The 19,872-nt window shown below is 54.5% G+C and carries 18 protein-coding genes; all 18 read left to right on the plus strand.

Annotation, left to right across the window (positions count from 1 at the left end; genetic code table 11):
* Positions 1–105: 105 nt before the first annotated feature.
* Complete coding sequence (gene pth / locus NSQ46_RS00205; protein ID WP_007132872.1) at positions 106–669, plus strand: aminoacyl-tRNA hydrolase; 564 nt, start codon at positions 106–108, stop codon at positions 667–669.
* Positions 670–745: 76 nt separating this feature from the next.
* On the plus strand, positions 746–976 hold the full coding sequence (locus NSQ46_RS00210) for an anti-sigma-F factor Fin family protein (protein WP_007132873.1): 231 nt from the start codon (positions 746–748) through the stop codon (positions 974–976).
* Between the two features lie 193 nt (positions 977–1,169).
* Complete coding sequence (mfd, locus tag NSQ46_RS00215) at positions 1,170–4,697, plus strand: transcription-repair coupling factor (protein ID WP_341034647.1); 3,528 nt, start codon at positions 1,170–1,172, stop codon at positions 4,695–4,697.
* A complete protein-coding gene (locus NSQ46_RS00220) occupies positions 4,681–5,784 on the plus strand; it encodes a peptidylprolyl isomerase (RefSeq protein WP_007132875.1) in 1,104 nt (367 codons plus the stop codon). The genes mfd and NSQ46_RS00220 overlap by 17 nt, the downstream gene beginning before the upstream one ends.
* Before the next feature lie 383 nt (positions 5,785–6,167).
* A complete protein-coding gene (gene spoVT, locus NSQ46_RS00225; protein WP_028406014.1) occupies positions 6,168–6,710 on the plus strand; it encodes a stage V sporulation protein T in 543 nt (180 codons plus the stop codon).
* Positions 6,711–6,948: 238 nt separating this feature from the next.
* The gene (locus tag NSQ46_RS00230; RefSeq protein WP_341034646.1) at positions 6,949–8,628 is read left to right on the plus strand and encodes a polysaccharide biosynthesis protein; all 1,680 of its coding nucleotides are present in this window, start codon (positions 6,949–6,951) and stop codon (positions 8,626–8,628) included.
* Between the two features lie 116 nt (positions 8,629–8,744).
* A complete protein-coding gene (mazG, locus tag NSQ46_RS00235; RefSeq protein ID WP_210095657.1) occupies positions 8,745–10,253 on the plus strand; it encodes a nucleoside triphosphate pyrophosphohydrolase in 1,509 nt (502 codons plus the stop codon).
* 166 nt (positions 10,254–10,419) lie between these two features.
* Complete coding sequence (locus NSQ46_RS00240) at positions 10,420–10,692, plus strand: HU family DNA-binding protein (protein ID WP_007132879.1); 273 nt, start codon at positions 10,420–10,422, stop codon at positions 10,690–10,692.
* Entirely contained in the window at positions 10,692–10,970 is a 279-nt protein-coding gene (locus tag NSQ46_RS00245) for an RNA-binding S4 domain-containing protein (protein WP_007132880.1), read from the plus strand. The genes NSQ46_RS00240 and NSQ46_RS00245 overlap by 1 nt, the downstream gene beginning before the upstream one ends.
* A 168-nt stretch (positions 10,971–11,138) precedes the next feature.
* On the plus strand, positions 11,139–11,420 hold the full coding sequence (gene yabP, locus NSQ46_RS00250; RefSeq protein WP_007132881.1) for a sporulation protein YabP: 282 nt from the start codon (positions 11,139–11,141) through the stop codon (positions 11,418–11,420).
* A complete protein-coding gene (gene yabQ, locus NSQ46_RS00255) occupies positions 11,417–11,986 on the plus strand; it encodes a spore cortex biosynthesis protein YabQ (protein WP_342575979.1) in 570 nt (189 codons plus the stop codon). The genes yabP and yabQ overlap by 4 nt, the downstream gene beginning before the upstream one ends.
* An 11-nt stretch (positions 11,987–11,997) precedes the next feature.
* Positions 11,998–12,351 carry a septum formation initiator family protein gene (locus tag NSQ46_RS00260; protein WP_007132883.1) on the plus strand — a complete coding sequence of 118 codons (354 nt, stop codon included), beginning with the start codon at positions 11,998–12,000 and terminating at the stop codon, positions 12,349–12,351.
* Positions 12,352–12,474: 123 nt separating this feature from the next.
* Positions 12,475–12,960, plus strand: coding sequence for a S1 domain-containing RNA-binding protein (locus NSQ46_RS00265; RefSeq protein WP_007132884.1), 486 nt, complete (start codon positions 12,475–12,477; stop codon positions 12,958–12,960).
* A 346-nt stretch (positions 12,961–13,306) separates the two neighbouring features.
* Positions 13,307–15,817 carry a stage II sporulation protein E gene (gene spoIIE, locus NSQ46_RS00270; RefSeq protein ID WP_210095658.1) on the plus strand — a complete coding sequence of 837 codons (2,511 nt, stop codon included), beginning with the start codon at positions 13,307–13,309 and terminating at the stop codon, positions 15,815–15,817.
* A 237-nt stretch (positions 15,818–16,054) separates the two neighbouring features.
* Entirely contained in the window at positions 16,055–16,795 is a 741-nt protein-coding gene (locus NSQ46_RS00275) for a vWA domain-containing protein (RefSeq protein WP_007132886.1), read from the plus strand.
* Complete coding sequence (locus NSQ46_RS00280; RefSeq protein WP_007132887.1) at positions 16,779–17,699, plus strand: serine/threonine protein kinase; 921 nt, start codon at positions 16,779–16,781, stop codon at positions 17,697–17,699. The genes NSQ46_RS00275 and NSQ46_RS00280 overlap by 17 nt, the downstream gene beginning before the upstream one ends.
* Before the next feature lie 41 nt (positions 17,700–17,740).
* Positions 17,741–19,171: a tRNA lysidine(34) synthetase TilS gene (tilS, locus tag NSQ46_RS00285; protein ID WP_007132888.1), complete on the plus strand. Its 1,431-nt coding sequence runs from the start codon at positions 17,741–17,743 to the stop codon at positions 19,169–19,171.
* Positions 19,172–19,247: 76 nt separating this feature from the next.
* A complete protein-coding gene (gene hpt / locus NSQ46_RS00290) occupies positions 19,248–19,787 on the plus strand; it encodes a hypoxanthine phosphoribosyltransferase (RefSeq protein WP_007132889.1) in 540 nt (179 codons plus the stop codon).
* The last annotated feature ends 85 nt before the right edge of the window (positions 19,788–19,872 follow it).

The raw sequence follows: 19,872 nt of genomic DNA on the forward strand, positions 1-19,872 counted from the left end.
CGATTCACCTTCTTATGAGGGCATAAATACCAATAGGTTTTGTTCATATTGTACTCGAAATACAGGTTAAGAAGAAAGTACTAATCGTGAAAGGAATTAACTGCGATGAAATGGATTGTCGGATTGGGAAATCCCGGTCCAGCTTATGAGAAAACACGCCATAACGTCGGGTTTATGGCACTGGATGCTCTGGCAGAGCGCCATGGCATGAAATTCAACCAGAGCAAATGCAAATCGGTCATTGCCGAGGGCATGATCGGCGGTACCAAAACGGTGCTGATCAAGCCGATGACCTTTATGAATCTGTCAGGCGAAGCGGTGCGGGCCTATATGGATTATTATAAGGCGCCGCTTGAAGATATGATTGTTGTCTACGATGATCTCGATACAGCCGTTGGAAAGATCCGTCTCCGGTATCAAGGCAGCGCGGGCGGGCATAACGGCATCAAGTCCATCATTCAGCATACCGGGACCCAAACCTTTAACCGCGTCCGGATGGGCATCTCGAGACCGGAACCGGGCTACGCCATCGTGGATTATGTGCTTGGGGCATTTCCGAAGGGCGAACGGGAGCAGCTGCAGAGCATGGTGGACATGACTTGCGATGCACTGGAGTTCAGCCTGGATCACACCTTTGAGCAGACCATGGCGAAATTCAATAACGCATAGCCACGCAGAATCATAGTCTGAAACGGGAGATTTCCGGGCATACTGAAGGGTATATACGACCTTCAGGAGGCATATGATGGCGATAACCTACGTTTGCAGACATTGTCGAGCCTTTCAGGGCCGGATCGATTCGAGCGTCATAACTGAAGAAAAGCTCGGATTCGATTCCTTGACCCCTGAGGAGCGCAAGGATATAATAGCGTATGATTTGAACGGCGACGTGATGGTTAAGGTCACCTGCGACCACTGCAGGGAGGCGCTTGAAGCCCATCCGGAGCTGAGTCTTTTGGCAAATCCCCTTCAATGAGCGTATAATGGGGTACAAGATAAAATATGGTAGAAGACATCAGGCGGCTTGCTTTGTTCGGCAGCCGCTGTGTTAGCCTTGGCAGCGTTGCCCAAGGCTTCTTTTCGGTTTTAATTTTACAACTGTCGTCTTAGCACGCAAGTGAGAGCGAAATAGAATAATCCATTTCTTTTGCATAAGAGAGGTGCCCCCTTTGTTACAAGCACTTATTGATGTATTTTCGAAGGATTCGGATTTCAAATCCATTGCGGCCGGCGTAGGAACCGGAATGAGGGAGCAGCTGATATCCGGGCTATCCGGATCCTCCAGGCAAATCCTCATGGCCGCGCTGCATCAGGACCAGCAGCGCCCGCTGCTCGTTGTTACGCATAATATGTTCTCAGCCCAGAAAATCGCTGATGATTTACAGGAGGCGCTTTCACCGGATCAGGTGCTGCTCTATCCGGCAAATGAACTGGTTGCGGCGGAATCGGCCGTATCAAGCCCCGAGACTCTAGCACAGCGGATTGATGTCCTTGTCCGCTGCGCCAGAGGCTTCCGGGGTATTGTCGTTGCGCCGTTTTCCGGTGTGCGCCGTCTGCTTCCGGCGCCGGAAGTCATGGCGGATGCCCGAATTACGCTTCAGGACGGAGGAACACTCGAGCTGGATGCGTTCCTGAATCGGATGATCGAGATGGGCTATGAACGGGTGGAGCGCGTCGAAAGCCGCGGCGAGATGAGTGTTCGCGGCGGAATCATCGACTTCTATCCGATGACGGCGGCGATGGCGTACCGGGTTGAGCTGTTCGATGAGGACATCGATTCGATCCGAACCTTTGACCCGGCCGATCAGCGATCGATTGATATGGTTCGGGAGGTCGTCATTACACCGTGCAAGGAGATCATAGCCGATTCGGAGCGGCTGAATCGTACGGCCGAGACGGTGACCCGGATGCTGGAGGCTCAGCTTGAGCGAATGACCGACCGGCAGGCCAAGCTTCGGCTGCGTGAGGAAATTCATCGGGAAGTAGAGTTGCTGCGCGAGCGAATCTATTTCCCTGAAATCTATAAATATATTTCACTGCTCTATCCGGAGAAGACGCATCTCTATGACTACATGCCGAAGGATACGATTTTGGTGCTGGATGAGCCTGCAAGACTGCTGGAAACGGCCAAGCAGCTGGAACGGGACGAGGCGGAGTGGAACCTGCATCTGCTTCAGCACGGTAAATCGCTGCCGGATCTTCCATTATCGCTGGATACCGAGGAGCTGATCTATCAGCATCCGTACCAATGTCTGCTCATATCGATCTTCCTGCGCCAGGTTCCGAGAATGCAGCCGCAGAATATCGTTAACTTCATTACGCGCGGCATGCAGGATTTCCACGGGCAGATGAATGTATTGAAATCAGAGATGGACCGCTGGAAGAAATCCGGCGTCCAGGTCATGATGCTCGCCGGCGATGCAGAGCGCATGGAGCGTATGCGCCGGGTGCTGAATGACTATGGCATTGACGAGCCGCTGATGTTCGAGGGCCATCTTCAAAACGGCTTCGAAATGCCGTCCGTTCATGCGGCTGTCATTACGGAGAGCGAGATGTTCTCTTCGAAGCAGCGCAAAACCCGCAAAACGACGAAAAGCATGGACAACGCCGAACGCATCAAGAGTTATACGGAGCTTAAGGTCGGCGACTATGTCGTGCATCAAAACCACGGAATCGGGAAATATATGGGGATCGGCACGCTCGAGATCAACGGGATTCATAAGGATTACATGCATATCCTGTATGCGGGCGGGGATAAGCTGTCCGTTCCGATCGAGCAGATCGATCTCATTCAGAAATATGTCGGCTCCGAGGACAAGGAGCCGAAGATTTACAAGCTGGGCGGCAACGAATGGACCCGCGTAAAGAACAAGGTCCGTTCTTCCGTGCAGGATATCGCTGATGACTTGATCAAGCTGTACGCTGAGCGCCAGTCGGCTCCGGGATACGGGTTCGACAAAGATACGCCGGAGCAGCAGGAGTTTGAGGACATGTTCCCTTACGACGAAACGCCGGACCAGCTTCGCGCCATTGCGGAAATCAAGAAGGATATGGAGCAGAACCGTCCGATGGACCGGCTGCTGTGCGGAGACGTCGGCTACGGCAAAACCGAGGTGGCTGTTCGAGCGGCGTTTAAGGCGGCGATTGAAGGCAAACAGGTGGCCGTGCTGGTTCCGACGACCATTCTGGCCCAGCAGCACTATGAAACGTTCCGCGAACGGTTCGCGAACTACCCGATCAACATTCAGGTGCTGAGCCGCTTCCGGAGCCGCAAGGAACAGAATGAGACGATCAAGAAGGTAAAGCAGGGGGCCGTTGACATCCTGATCGGCACGCACCGGCTGCTGTCGCAGGACATCGTCTTCAAGGATCTCGGCCTCCTGATCGTGGATGAAGAGCAGCGGTTCGGCGTAACGCATAAGGAGAAGCTGAAGAAGCTGAAAACCAATGTCGATGTGCTGACCTTAACGGCAACGCCGATCCCGCGGACGCTGCATATGTCGATGCTTGGGGTAAGAGACCTGTCGGTTATTGAGACACCGCCGGAGAACCGCTTCCCCGTGCAGACGTATGTGGTGGAGCACAGCCAGACCCTGGTCCGTGAAGCGATAGAGCGCGAGCTGGCCAGAGGCGGGCAGGTCTACTACCTGTATAACCGGGTGCAGGGCATTCATGAGATGGCCGCGCAGATTTCGATGCTTGTTCCTGAAGCAAGGGTCGGAGTAGGCCATGGGCAGATGTCCGAAACGGAGCTGGAGAAGACGATCCTGGACTTCCTGGACGGGGAGTACGATGTGCTCGTCAGCACCAGCATCATTGAGACGGGCGTCGACATCCCGAACGTGAACACCCTGATCGTCCATGACGCGGACAAAATGGGATTATCTCAGCTTTATCAGCTGCGCGGGCGGGTAGGACGCTCGAATCGAATCGCCTACGCTTACTTCACATACCAGCGCGATAAGGTGCTTACCGAGGTTGCGGAGAAGCGGCTTCAGTCGATTAAAGAATTTACCGAACTGGGTTCGGGCTTCAAAATCGCAATGCGCGACTTGTCGATCCGGGGCGCGGGCAATCTGCTCGGCGCGGAGCAGCACGGCTTTATCGCTTCGGTCGGTTTCGATCTGTACTCCCAGATGCTGGCGGAGGAAATCCAGAAGCGGAAGGTCAGCATGCTTGGCGAGACGGCTGCGCCGACCAAGGACTGGAACACCTCCATCGACCTGGGGATCGACGCGTATCTGCCGTCGGATTACATTTACGACAGTATTCAGAAGATTGAAATTTACAAAAAAGTGGCTTCCGTCACCACCATCGATGAATCGGCAGAGCTTGAGGACGAGCTGCTTGACCGCTTCGGCGAGCTGCCGCAGGCGGTAAACAACTTGCTTGCGGTTTCCCGATTGAAAGTGTATGGTCGTACGTATGGCATCGACTCCATTACGCAGCGGGGGGACGATGTCCTGCTCCAGTTCTACGAAGGGCAGGATAAGGCAGTCAACACGGCAGCGCTTGCGCAAATTGGAAATCTGTTCGAAAGACGTGTACAATTTGAACAAGGGCCAGCCATGGTTATCCGGATCAAAGGCAAGGGTCTTGACGATCAACAATTGCTCGAATTGCTGGAGAAGTTTCTGGAGGCTGCCAAGGAGCCATTTAACCTGAAGGGAGAACTACACAATGCCGTCAAGAAATAAAAGGGCATGGAAAACCTTTATCGTATCATTAACAGCCGTGCTGTCCATGTCGATGATCGCCGCTTGCGGGAAGGATGACAGCAAGGGGAATGAAGTGGATGACAGCAAAGTTATTGTCAAATATAAAGGCGGAGAGTTGACCGCGAAAGAATTCGATCTCGAGCAGCGGATGATTCAGTTCATGTCGCCGGAGTACGCACAATTCCTGCAGATGGACGAATTCAAGGAGTATTTGGCGAAGCAGGGAGTCGCTTATGAGTACCTGTACGCCAAAGCGGATGACAAAGCCAAGGAAGCTGCCGGGAAGCAGGCGGATGAACTGCTGAAGAGCAACAAGAGCGCGATGGGAGAAGAGAATTACAAGAAAGCGCTGGAAGCCCAGAAGCTGACCGAGGAGGATGTGAAGAATTACATGCTTCGCATTATGACGGTCGTGGAATACGAGAAGAGCCAGGTAACCGAGGACGATATGAAGAAGGATTTCGAGGCGAACAAGCAGGATTATACCAAAGTCAGCGTTCGTCACGTCCTCGTCGGCTTCCAGGATCCGGAAGGCAAGGAAAGACCGGAGGGCGAGGCGCTCAAGATTGCGAAGGAAGTGCAGTCCAAGCTGAATAAAGGCGAGGATTTCGCTGCAATCGCCAAGGAATACTCCGAGGATCCGGGCTCCAAGGACAAGGGCGGCTTGTATGAGAATGAGCCGGCTGGCCGATGGGTTCCCGAATTCAAGGAGAAGGCCCTGTCCCTTGAGCTGAACAAAATCAGCGATCCTGTGGAGACCAGCTACGGCTACCACATCATGAAGGTCGAGAAGCGGGAAGAAGTAACGTATGACAAGCTAACCGCCGAGGAGAAGGAAGGCATTCAGAACAAGCTGGCTTCAGGCAAAATCGATAATTTTATGCAGAATGAGCTCAGTGGTTTGATCGAGAGCATGAACCTGCCGAAGAGCGAGAACGCCGGGGACAAGCCTGCTGAAGAGAAGCCTGCGGAGGGCGGCGATGCAACGAAGCCTGCCGAAGGCAGCGATGCGCCGGCTGGTGGCGAGAAGGCACCGGCTGCCGGTACTGGAGACAGCGGGAAGTAGTCTGAAGCTTTGGCCTGCGCCAGCGTCTTTATAATGCCAGCTCCGCTGCTGGTACGGGGGGCCTGGCTTTCCAAGGTCGATTTCCTCATGACCATGCAGGAAGGAGCGCGGGCTATCGCGTTCGCAAAGTGAAAACCGGGCTGAATTTGAATCCATAACGTGTGAAATGACACGTTATGGATTTTTTTCCCCGAAAAACGATAATCTTCACTTTATTTTTATTATGGATTTCGCAACCAATGCAGGGTTGATGATGTATAAGGATTTGGGAATGGATGAATACTATGGTCAGACAATTAACTCTTATACACCTGGGGACATCCTCTTCCCGTAAGGAAACAGTAGTTGAAAAATCTTCTTATGAAAGTGGGGCAACAAGTGACATGAAAGCTACTGGTATCGTCCGCCGTATCGATGACCTCGGGCGCGTGGTCATCCCGAAAGAAATTCGACGCACATTACGGATTCGCGAAGGTGATCCGCTGGAAATTTTCGTAGATCGGGATGGAGAAGTCATTCTGAAGAAATATTCGCCAATCGGCGAGCTTGGCGATTTTGCGAAGGAATACGCGGAATCCCTATACGAAAGCACGGGCCACATTACGATTATTTCGGATCGTGACTCCTTTATCGCCGTAGCCGGCGGCTCCAAGAAGGAATATTTGGACAAGCCGATCGGCAATTTGCTGGAAAATTGCATGGAAAACCGCAAGACCGTTCTCGAAAGCAACAGCGGAACGTATGAGATCAGCAAGGATAATCCGGAGACGCTGTCGGCTTTCGTAGCCGCGCCGATCATTGCAGGCGGTGACCCGATCGGGAGCGTCGTGCTGCTGAATAAGGACGAATCCGTCAACATGGGCGAGATGGAAGTGAAAATGGCTGAGACGGCCGCAGGCTTCCTCGGAAAGCAAATGGAGCAGTAAGACAACAGATGGACAGCCTTAGGGCTGGATTTGACTCCCGCTGAACTTGGATCCTTGCGGTCTATAGGGAAGCCGGGAGTTTTTTGATGTCAAGCCAGCGAGGCCTTACGAAGGATGTAACCCGTAAATTTTGTGCCCAGCCTGATTCCGCGGTTATAATGGGGGTACACGTTCAAACATCGGGCATGTCGCCACGGTGCGAAGAACCCTAAGATAAGCGTGGGATTGGAATACGGATATGAAACCAGAAGAGACAGGCTCCAGGCTGCTGAAGGGAGCCTTCATCCTTAGTGCCGCAGCGATGCTGTCGAAGCTGATCGGCACGTTGCAAAAAATACCGCTGCAGAATATGGGCGGGGATGCCGTGTTCGGCATCTATAACACGGTCTACCCCTTCTACATGATGATGATTACGCTGGCGGTTCTCGGTTTTCCGGCTGCCGTCTCCAAGTTTGTGGCTGAATACGAAGCCGAGGGCCGAAGCGGGGACAGCCGCCGGCTGCTGCGCATCTCTTCGGTGACGCTCGTGCTGTTCGGGCTGGTGCTCGGTCTTGTCATGTACGCCGCAGCTCCCTGGCTCGGACAAGCGATTGGCAGCGGGCAGGTGGTGCCGGCAATTCGGGCAGGCGCCTTGGCGCTGGCCTTCGTGCCTTGGATGTCGGTGCTGCGCGGATATTTTCAGGGCCTGCACAATATGGTGCCGACGGCCGTATCCCAGATCGTGGAACAGTCGGTCCGGGTAGCCGTCATGATCGTGCTGCTGCTGTATCTTATCGAAGCCGGAGCATCGCCGGATCGAATCGCGGCGGGAGCGCTTCTGGGATCGGCGGCCGGAGGGGCAGCAGGTCTCCTGGTCATGGGCTGGTATTGGCGGAGGCACCGAAGCAGCCGCGGCAGACGTATAGAAAAGCCGCTTATGCCCCCTGTCAAGCCGCAAGATGTGAAGGATTCCGGCTTGCATGCCGATGTAAACAAGGAGGGAGCGGGCGTTCTTCTCCGCCGTCTGCTCGCATACGGCATCCCGGTGTGCCTCAGCCTGCTGGCCGTCCCGCTAATCGGATTGGTCGATACGTTTACTGTGCCGCGGCTGCTTAGTATGACCGGGCTGCCGGATGAGGCAGCGATGGCCGAATTCGGGATTTACAACCGGGGGCTGCCGCTGGTGCAGCTGGTAACCATGCTGGCCACGTCCTTGTCCGTGCTGTTTATACCGGCGCTGGCCGAAGCCAAGTTCCGCGGCGAACGGGAACGGGTGGCCAGCCAGACCGGGATGGCGCTCCGCTGGTTCTGGCTGATCGGGATGAGCGCGTCCATCGGGCTCGCGGTGCTGGCCAAGCCGATTAACGTCATGCTGTACGAAGACGCCGCAGGCACCGTAACGATGCAGGTCATTGCGTTTACGGCAGCCGGCGGCACGATGAGCACGATCACGGCAGCTCTGCTGCAGGGCGTCGGCATCGTTAAGGCGCCGGCCCTGCACCTGCTTGCCGCTGCGGCGCTGAAGCTCCTGCTCAACCTGCTGCTGGTGCCGCAGCTTGGCATTACAGGCGCCGCCATCGCGGGCGTGGCGGCGCACTTGGCCGCAGCAGCGCTGAACCTCGCGCTGCTCTCGCGAAGCGCCCGCTTCACCGCGGGTGCGGGCGCGGCCATGGCGAGGACGCTTGCGGTCCTCGCCGCCGTGGCGCTGGCCGCCTGGTGCGCGCAAGCGGCGGCCGGCGCCATGCTCGGGGCGGCCGGCGTGGCGCCAGGCCGCCTTACCGACGCCGCCGCAGCGCTTGGCGGCGTGCTTGCGGGAGGCGGCGCGTTCCTTGCCGCCGCCGCTTGGACGAAGCTCCTCACAGCGTCGGAGCTTCGGATGCTGCCGAAGGTCGGCGGGCCGCTGGCAGCCCTCTTAAAGGCGCTGCGCCTGCTGCGCTAAACGAATGAATGCATGCAGGGGCCCCGCGTGAGATGTTTGATCTGGTGTGATATAGTAGTGTACGATATAACGAAGTCTGGGAACGCCCCGGGCGAAGAGCGAAAGGAAGTTACCCTATGAGTGCAGCTATTACGGTGGTCGGCCTCGGCTCCGGGAATCCGGACCGGTTAACCGTCGGCATCCTGAAAACCATGCAGCAGGCGTCCAAGGTTTATGTGCGCACGATGTCCCATCCCGTGATCGAGGCGCTGGGCGGGCTGGGCATCCAAGCGGAGTCGTTTGACCATGTCTATGAAGCCCATGACTCCTTCCCGGAGGTGTACGAGTCCATTGCATCCGCGCTGATGAATTTGGCGAAAGCCGCGGAGGATGACCGCGGGATCGTGTACGCCGTTCCCGGACACCCCATGGTGGCGGAGGCGACGGTCCGGCTGCTGCGGGAACGCTGCCCGGAGCAGCAGGTGAGCCTTTCCGTGCTCGGGGGGGAGAGCTTCCTGGACGAGGCGTTCGTGCGGCTCGGGTTCGATCCGATCGAAGGCTTTCAGCTGCTGGATGCGGCTGAGCTTCGAAGCGACGTCATTCAGCCCCAGCTTCACACCTTGATCGGCCAGGTGTATGATATGTTTACGGCTTCCGAGGTCAAGCTCGCGCTGATGGAGCTGTACCCTGATGATTACCCGGTCGTCGTGGGACACGCGCTCGGCGTCGAGGGAGAAGAGGAAATTCGTCACGTTCCGCTGTATGAGCTGGATCGGATCGACGGATACGGAAATCTGTCGCTGGTCTATGTTCCGCGAAGCGATGATCCGTCGCTTCGTCAGCGCACGTTCTCCCGCCTGCATGAAATTGTCGGCATCCTTCGGAGTCCCGAAGGCTGTCCGTGGGACAGGGAGCAGACCCACGAGTCCATACGCAAAAATCTGATCGAGGAAACCTACGAGGTGCTCGAGACGATTGACGAGGACGATCCGGAGCATATGCAGGAGGAGCTGGGCGATCTGCTGCTGCAGATTATGCTGCATTCCCAGATGGAGGAGGAGCTCGGCACCTTTACCGTGTACGATGTCATTCAAGGCTTGAACGACAAGCTCATTTTCCGCCATCCGCATGTGTTCGGCGAGAGCAGCGCCAACGATGCGGAATCCGCGCTTCGAAACTGGGAGCAGATGAAGGCGGAGGAGAAGCGCCGCAAGGGGCAGCGGCCGGATCAGGCTTCGGCGCTTGATGGAATTCCACGGGATCTGCCGGCGCTGATGAAGGCCTATAAGCTTCAGAAGAAGGCGTCCAAGGTTGGCTTTGATTGGGACAGCATCGAAGGCGTATTCGAGAAGATTGAGGAAGAGCTCCGGGAGCTGCGCCAGGCGGTAGCGGATGGCCAGAGCGCGGATGATGCGGCCTTGGAGCTGGGAGATCTGCTGTTCGCGGTCTCGAATGCGGCCAGATTTATCGGGGCGGACCCGGAAGAAGCGCTCTCGAGAACGAACCGCAAATTCTATCGTCGCTTCCGCTACATAGAAGAGCAGCTCGCCGCCCAGGGAAAAGCTCTTTCAGACAGCACGCTGGATGAGATGGAGACCCTTTGGCAGGAAGCGAAGACTCGGGCAGAAAGCACCGACGGCCGGTAATGCGGGCATTTTTTCCGCAAAAAAATAAAAAAATACGGTAGTCCGGCAGGAATTCCGTAAATCATCCAGAATAATCTTTTATGGTGAAATCTTGCTACTTTCGCAAGGCGGTTTAACCGACTACCGTAAATCTTATATTTTTCTGATAATTGGGAGGATTTAATTCATGAACAAAACAGATTTGATCAACAACATTTCCAACAAAAGCGGTTTGACTAAGAAGGACGTAGAGAACGTTCTTAACGGGTTCCTTGGCGAAATCACGGACGCCTTGGCTAATGGAGATAAAGTTCAATTGATCGGCTTCGGCACATTCGAAACCCGCAAGCGCGCAGGCCGTACGGGCCGTAACCCGCAAACAGGCAACACGATCGAAATTCCGGAATCGAACGTTCCTGCATTCAAAGCAGGCAACAAGCTTAAAGAAGCTGTAAAATAATGCGCGTCGATAAATTCCTGAAAGTATCGAGGTTAATCAAGCGGCGTACCGTAGCGAAGGATGTATCGGATCAAGGCCGGGTACTGATCAACGGCCGTGAGGCTAAGCCGAGCAGCTCGGTGAAGCTGGGCGACGAGATCACTGTCCAGTTTGGCCAGAAGCTCGTGACGGTCCGGGTCGAGCGTCTCGCGGAGTCTACCCGTAAAGATGAGGCGAACAGCCTCTATACCTTGGTCAAGGAAGAACCGATCGTTAAAGATAACGGACTGGACTGGTAGATGTCCCAGCCGTTGCAAGAAGCGTCCCTCTCCAATGGAGCAGGGGCGCTTTTTTAATCCCGATCCGCGTAAGTGGCGGCAGATTCATTGTTTTGAAGTGTCTTCCTTTACCTGTTCTAAAGGCAGCCGCCTCCCCATAAGCTATTGTTAAAAGGAGGGGTACATGCCATGATCGACCAAGGGAAGGGCAAATTTCACGACCTGCGCATGCAGAACCGGAAGCTGCTGGACATTACCGGCGTCCAGAATGTGGAGAGCTTCGACAGTGAAGAGTTTCTGCTTCAGACCGAGCTTGGGCATCTCACGATTCGGGGGCAAAATTTACATATTAAAAACCTCAGCCTGGAAGAGGGGCTTTTGTCGATTGAAGGTCTGGTGCATTCACTTATTTATTTGAATCCCGGGTCCCAGGCCAAGAACAAGAGTCTTCTGGGCAAGCTGTTTAAATGAACCCGAGCGTTCAATGGATCACGCTGCTCTGGATGCTCTTCTCCGGGGCAGCAATGGGTGTGGCCTTCGACAGCTACCGGGTGCTGGCTGGCCAGCTCCACTTCCCGAGGTGGTCCAAGCATGCCCTTGATTTTCTGTACTGGGTTGCGGCAGCCCTCTTCATCTTCCGCATGCTGTATGTGACGAATGACGGCCAGCTCCGCTTCTATGTCTTTGTGGGACTCTTTATAGGGGTTTGGATCTATTTTTTATTATGGAGTGTCATAACCCAGCGTTTTGTGGTAATGTTAATTCAGGCAGCGAAAGGGCTCTTGTCTATTTTGTACAAGTTATTCCGAATGTTGATATGGAATCCGGTAAGAGGGATTTTCATGATATTGCTGGGACTGCTTCGCTTCCTGTGGATGTTTCTGTTGTCGCTTCTGCGTCTGGTGCTGAAATGCCTGATGCCTTTTTGGCGGCTCTTGAAATGGATGCTGAAGCCGATCACATCCCGGCTCAAGCTGCCGGCTTGGTGCAAGCAGGCGGCGAACAAGGTCATTAAGGCGTGGAAACGCTGGTTCTAGGAGGTATGGTCATGGGGCGATATGCTGAACCGCCGAATTCGAAGAAGCAGGCTTCCGGGCAGACCCAAGCCAACACGCAGGGCGCCCGCCGGCGTAAACGAATATTTTTTACGATCATGGCGCTGTTTTTGATCTGGGCCGGTTCTTCGCTCTGGTCCCAAAATGACCGCATCCGCAAACAGAATGAAGCGCTTGAGGAGAAGCAGCAGCAATACAAGGTGATCGAGCAGTCGATGAACCAGCTTCAACATGAGGTGGAGCGACTGAATGATCCTGAATATATCGGGCAGATCGCCCGCAAGAAATTCGGGCTCTACTTGCCGAACGAAACGCCGATTATTCAGCCCCAAAATTCGGGCGAATAGCCGTAATTAGGCATGACAGACGTCTGTTGACCTTGATCAGGTCATTATGTATAATCAAATCACCGTAGCTTGGATTCCAGAAGATCTGGGCCGTATATTTTTAAGGGAGGATCATTTTATTCTATGGCAATTGAAGTGGGCACCAAGTTAGAGGGCAAGGTGACAGGCATAACGCATTTTGGAGCATTTGTGGATCTGTCAGGAGGTGTCACGGGTCTCGTTCACATCTCAGAAATCGCCGATAATTACGTGAAGGACGTCAACGACCATTTAAAGATTAACGATGTCGTGACCGTCAAGGTAATTAATGTCGATAAGGACGGCAAGATCGGTCTTTCGATCAAGCAAGCTGTCGACAAACCGGCTTCTGAAAGTCGACCACCCCGGGGACCAAGACCGGAGCGCAGCAGCGGCGGAGAACGATTTGGTGGTGGCGGCGGCGGTGGTTTCAACCGTGAACGCGGCGGACGCCCGTTTAAGCCTGCAGCCAATAAGACTTCTTTTGAGGATAAAATGTCACGCTTCCTGAAAGATAGTGAAGAACGAATTTCTTCGCTCAAGAAGAATACCGAGGGCAAACGCGGCGGACGCGGAGCCAAACGTATGTAATTCGATAAAATATAAACTGACCGCAGAGGGATATAAGCCTTCTGCGGTTTTTTTGTCGCCGCAGGCAAGCGTACGACAGGTTCCTACGCGATTTACGGTGGAATTGACCGGGATGGGGGGAGACGAGACGCCGCAATTCGGGAAATGAACCGCAGATCCGGCTTGAAGCGGACACCTGCTAATGCCGCTAGGGCACGGGGATGAACCGCGTTTGTCCGTTCGTTCGCGGAGGGCGGCTTTTTTGTCGGAAATTTCTTTTGGGCTTGTCCGGTGTTCTGACAAACTTTCCTGTACCGGGGTTTTATAATGGGACCAACAAATTCGTGAAGAATGGGGTGCCAGCGTAATGGATAAAAGAAATCTGGTGATGTTTCCGGGTACTGAGGCAGTCAAGGGAGGAGCGGGCTCGCTGCGTGCCCGTTTGACGGATCGATTAGGGCAGCTGTCCTTCCTGCAGCGTCCCATCCACTTCCTGGCCACGAAGAAGTGGATGATATTATTGACCTTTATGGGATTTTTGCTTGGACGAGCCATGATTTTGGGGGAGCTCTCGCCGTTTGCGGCGGCCTACTTCGCCGTTATCGCTTTTATGCGCCGCGACGTGCTGCTGCCGGTAGGGATTGCCATTGTGGCAGGAAGCCTGCTTACCCCCTTTCCGGTCGCTTGGATGGTGCCGGCAGAGATTCTCATCTTTTATTTTATGATGCGGGGACTGGAAACGTATGACCGGGCGGAATTGTCGTATGCCCCGATGATGGTCTTCGTCTCCACATTCTTCGTGAACCTGTTCGCCGTACTGGTCGGACCGAGCATTACCTGGTATTCGATGATGATGCTGACCTTGAATGCGGTGCTCAGCTTTGTGCTGACTCTGGTGTTCATTCAGGCGATTCCGGTCATGACGCTCCGTAAAAAATCATATGTGCTTCGCAATGAGGAAATTCTATGCTTGATTATCCTGCTGGCGTCGGTAATGACAGGTGCCGTCGGCTGGACAATTCAATCCCTGTCGATCGAGCATGTCCTCTCCCGTTATTTGATCCTTCTCTTTGCACTGGTCGGGGGAGCTCCTCTCGGAGCCTCGGTAGGGGTGGTGACAGGACTCATCCTGAGCCTTGCGAACATATCGGCATTCTCTCAAATGAGTCTGCTCGCGTTCTCCGGCATGCTTGCCGGTATGCTGAAGGAAGGGAAGAAGCCCGGCGTATCGCTTGGCATGCTGCTCGGCGCAACCATTCTCTCCATTTATTTCAGCAACCCGAATGAGGTGCTCGTCTCAACATGGGAAACCTGCGCAGCCATCGTATTCTTCCTGCTGACGCCGAAGAGCGTAATGCAGGCGATTGGCAAATATGTTCCGGGCACGCAGGATCACACGCGTTCCCAGCATGAGTATGCGAAGCGTGTTCGGGATCTGACGGCAGATCGGGTGACCCAATTCTCCCGGGTGTTCCGCCAGCTGTCGCAAAGCTTCGGGCAGACGACGGGATCCGTGCAGCCGCCCGGCAAACAGACCGAAGAGATGAATCATTTTATGAATGCGGTTGCTGAGGGCAGCTGTGCGACATGCTATAAACGTAATCAATGCTGGGATATGAAATTCTATCAGACTTATAAATATATGACGGATATGATGACTTCGATTGAAGAAAATCCGGAGCTGGAGGTGAAGGATCTGCCAGCGGAGTGGAGCCGAATCTGCTCCAAGAAGGAGGAGGTGCTGGCGATCCTCAAGCAGCAATACCATCTATACCAACATGATATGCAGTGGAAACGCCAAATATACGATAGCCGTCACCTGGTGGCCGAGCAATTGTCCGGCGTCTCGCAGGTAATGGAGGATCTTGCCCGGGAGATCAAGCGGGAGAGCCAAACGATGCATATCCAGGAGGAGCAGATCCGGGAGGCCTTGCAGCATTTGGGGCTGTCGATCCAAGGCATAGATATCATCAGCCTGGACTCCGGCCATGTGGAGATTGAAATTATTCATGCGTATACGCGGGGATATGATGAATGCAGGAAGATTATCGCCCCGCTGCTGTCCGATATTCTCGGCGAGCATATCGCTGTGGTAGAGGAGACGCTTACCCATCCGCGGGACGGGCTGGCCACGGTGCGTTTCGGGTCGGCGAAGACCTTTGAAGTCATCACGGGTGTGGCCGGGGCTGCCAAGGGCGGAGATATTTTGTCCGGCGACAGCTTCAGCACGGTGGAGCTGGGAAACGGCACATTCGCCGTGGCTCTGAGCGACGGTATGGGCAACGGGGAGAGGGCGCGGCTGGAGAGCAGCTCCGCGCTGAGCATTCTCGAGCAGCTGCTTCAATCCGGCATGGATGAGAAGCTGGCGATCAAGTCGGTGAATTCGATATTAATGCTGCGATCGCCCGATGAGATTTATGCGACGGTCGATATGGCGTTAATCGATCAATATACGGCTCAAACGACGTTTATGAAGATCGGTTCGACGCCGAGCTTTATTAAGAGGGGGAATGAAGTGATACCCGTTACCGCCAGCAATCTGCCGATCGGCATCATTCAGGATATTGAAGTTGATCTGGTATCGATTCAGCTGCAGGCGGGAGATGTGCTCATTATGATGACGGACGGAATTTACGATGCGCCGGGTTATGCCGTGAACAAGGAGCTGTGGATGAAACGGATGATCCAAGAGGTGACGAGCTCCGATCCGCAGGAAATTGCCGATTGCCTGCTGGAAAAGGTGATACGCTACCAGCAGAATCAAATTCATGATGATATGACGGTCGTTGTCGGACGTGTGGACCACTATCAACCGGAATGGTCCAATGTGCATATACCTGGATTCTCCAGAATGGAGCGGCCGCGTACGGTAAGTTAGAAAGATCACCCGCTGTATTATTCATGCGGACTGGCTGAACAGCACAGTTGAACGTGACCAGTTGAACAGAAAAATACTACGATCCTTCCGATTGCCCGGGAAATGGAGGTGCCTGGCTGCTAGAATCGGATTATCCCTGCAATTGGAGCGGTTTTGTTTGAACTCTCTCGAAAGTGGAAATGATAGAGATAGAACTCAAACAGACCGAAACCGATGGAACGGGAGGCGATTCTTCATATGAAACAAATCTTGCTGATAACCGACGGATGCTCGAATGTAGGCACGAGCCCGGTGCTCGCTGCGGCTCATGCGCTGCAGGACGGGATCGTTGTGAATGTGGTGGGCGTGCTTGATTATGGAACGATCGGCGAGCTCGGAGGATTGGAAATCCAAGAAATTGCCAAGGCCGGAGGGGGGATACACCGGATCGTGGGAACGCCGCAGCTGGCTCAGACGATACAGATGATGACGCGGAAAACCGTGGTTCAAACGATCCAGCAGGCGGTAAATAAGGAGATACAGCATATTCTGGGGGATGGGTCGCTGGAGGATCTGCCGCCTGCCAAGCGCTCGCAGGTCGTTGAGGTGGTGGATGAGCTGGCGGAGACGTCGCCGCTTCAGGTAGCTCTGTTGATTGACGCGAGTGCCAGCATGAAGCCAAAGCTGGCTGCCGTCGAGGAAGCGATACGGGATCTGATGCTCAGCCTGAAAGCCCGGGCGGGCTCGAGCAAGTTATCCGTGTTTCACTTCCCCGGCAAGCACAGCGGCGAGGATGCGGTGATGGACGTAAACTGGACCTCGGATTTGGACGGAGTCAGGAGCATGTTCGGCCGGCTTCAGATGAGAGGAGCCACCCCGACGGGACCGGCACTGTTAAAGGTGATTGAATTTTACCGATATGGTACACTAGAGGGTAATCAATCATGGCAGGGACATTCCAGCCAAGAGGAAGGGATGCTCGGTGACTACGTCGTCTAGTCCGGCGTACCCGCCAGGGACCGTCATAACGGGAAAATGGGGGAGGAGCCGGTACATCGTTGAGCGGCTCCTTGGCAAAGGGGCCAACGGCAAGGTGTATCTTGTCCGCCCGTCTGGCGGGCGGGGCCGGTATGCCCTAAAGGTGGGATACGACGCCTTGGATTTGCAATCCGAAATTAACGTGCTGAACGCGCTGAAGGAGCAGATGCCGGATCCGTATTTGGTAGAGGCGGATGACCATCTGGAAGGCAGCCGGGAAGTGACATTCTACGTCATGCGCTATATCGAGGGCAGCCCCCTGCATCGCTTTATCCGCGCCCGCGGCACGGAGTGGCTCGCCTTGATCGGGCTGAAGCTGCTCGAGAAGCTCTCGGTCCTGCATGCTTCCGGCTATGCATTCGGTGATTTGAAGCCGGATAACGTGATGGTGTCGGCCTACGGAAGGGTAGAGCTGATCGATTACGGAGGCGTCAGTCGGTTTGGCCGGAGCGTGAAGCAGTTCACGGAATGGTATGACCGGGGATATTGGAATGCCGGAAGCCGGACCGGCGACGGCTCCTACGATCTGTTCTCGTTTGCCGTGATGTGTATAGGGCTGCTGGATGAAAAGGCTCTGCGTGAAGCGTCCTGCCAGCTTCCCCAGACACGGAGCGTTTCGGATCTGCAGCAGCTGATGCGAAGAAATCCTGTATTTAAGCCTTATGCCGCCTGGCTAAACAAGGCGCTCGCAGGTGATTTCGCGGATTCACGGGAAGCGCTGAACGAATGGAAGCGCCGGATCTATGAAGCCTCGGAGCGTCATGTCCGGCAAATCCCGGTCCGCACGCCGAGGTGGCTGAAGAATGCATTCGGCATATCGGCAGCTGTTTTGGCCTGCGCCATCTATCTCTTCCTCCGCTCTTAATGCCCGTTGCCGTGTCACGGATTCATAAAGGGGACTTAGAAGTGAAACAGGATTATCTGCACTGGATCGTTTCGGACGTGCGGCGCGCTGCCGCTGAATTTGGGCTGTGGTCGGAAGGGGACTGCATCGTGGTCGCCGTATCCGGCGGACCCGATTCCGTTGCTCTCCTGCATGTGCTGCACGAAATTTCGACCAAGCATACGCCGCTTAAGCTGGTATGTGCCCATGTCCATCATGGCTTTCGCGCAGAATCGGATGCGGAAGCGGAGTTCGTGCGCGAATTGGCGGAATCCCTCGGTCTTCCGCTGGAAATTGCGTTCGCTGATATTCCCTCATATATGGAAGAGAGCGGAAAGGGCGGGCAGGAGGCAGCCAGGGAGAAGCGCTATGAATTTCTCCTCCAAACGGCTCGGACATACGATGCCCGATCGGTGGCTCTTGCGCATCATGCCGACGATCAGGCCGAGACGGTCATGATGAAGCTTCTGCGCGGCAGCGGCTTGTCGGGCTTGTCCGGTATGCGATGGAAGCGCACCGAAAAAAATGTGGAACTCATCCGCCCCTTCCTTCGTATAAACAAGGCGGACATTTTGGAGCTGTGCCGCCGCTGCGGCTTTTCATATGCCATTGACTACACCAACCTGCAGACGAAATACCGCCGCAACGCGATTCGCCTGGAGGTATTGCCGTTTCTGGAACAATACAATGGGCAGCTTTCATCCTCCCTGAATCAATTAGCGGAAATTGTGCAGTATGAGGATGACTACATGGATCAGGAAGCGGAGCGGGCGTATCGTCAGTTGGTGCAGGAGAACAATGGGAGGCTCGCCATCGACGCGCCTTCCTTTTTGGCCTTACATGTCGCTTTACAACGGCGTTTGATTAAACTAATATTAACTTATCTGCCCTCTGAACAGGAAATCACCGATTTTGTCAAGATCGAATCGGTACGCCAAGGCATCTTGAACAATCAGCGGAGCAGTTGGCGTCTTTCACTGGGGGGCGGCATTACCTGTATCCGCGAGTACGGTCGAATAACATTTTGGCCGGAGCCTCCGTCCGAACAGGGACAGTACATATATACGCTCGATTCTCCCGAGGACCGGCGTGTGCCTATTCCGGAAATCGGAAAGCTGCTGACGCTGTCGATCAGGACAGACGGCAGCGCACGGTCTGGGGCAGCCCGCTCTGCCAGCGCGGTGGAGTTCGATGCCGACGAGCTTCGATTTCCTTTAACCGTGCGTAACAGACAGCCGGGAGACAAGATGAAGGTTATGGGATTAAACGGAAGCAAAAAGGTGAAAGATATTCTCATTGATGAGAAAATTCCACCGTCTGTCCGTTCCCGGATTCCGATCGTTTGCGACAGTGCCGGCAACATTGTATGGATTCCGGATGTACGACGTTCCTCTCATGCTGCTCCAGGGCGGCATACCGTGCGGATTCTCCGTATGGAGTTTACGGAGCTTTAAGGTTTCAGGCAAGCATAGACCCTAAGCATGGCCCGTTTCACGCTTTCATATGTATAAACTAGGAGGTCCATTGAAGTTGCAGAACGACATTCAGGAAATACTGATCACAGAAGAAGAAATCCATGCGAAAATTAAGGAACTCGGTTCAAAACTCAGCGCCGAATACGAAGGACGCAATCCGCTCGTTATTTGCGTTCTTAAAGGTGCGTTTATTTTTATGGCAGACTTGGTTAAATCCATTACAGTACCTCTGGAGCTGGATTTCATGGCCGTTTCCAGTTACGGGGCATCCACCAAGTCATCGGGTGTGGTCAAGATCATTAAAGATCTCGATGCATCCGTTGAAGGCAGGGATGTTCTGATCGTGGAGGATATTATTGACAGCGGTCTTACGCTGAGCCATTTGATCGAGCTGCTCAAGAGCCGCAAGGCCAACTCGGTTCGCGTCGTTACTTTGTTCGACAAGCCTGCCCGCCGAACGGTGGATTTGCAGGCCGATTACACCGGGTTCGTACTGCCTGACGCCTTCGTTGTCGGCTACGGGCTTGATTATGCCGAGCATTACCGGAACCTCCCCTACATCGGGATTCTGAAGCCGGAAATCTACAGCAGTTAAACCGCGCCATATGGGCTGCTGCCACGGATCTTGGCCCTTTGTTGAGAAGGCCAGACAGGCTGTGGTAAAATATCTTATGTGTCTT

The organism is Paenibacillus sp. FSL M8-0142 (assembly GCF_038597315.1).
Taxonomy (GTDB): Bacteria; Bacillota; Bacilli; order Paenibacillales; family Paenibacillaceae; genus Paenibacillus_AQ; species Paenibacillus_AQ lactis.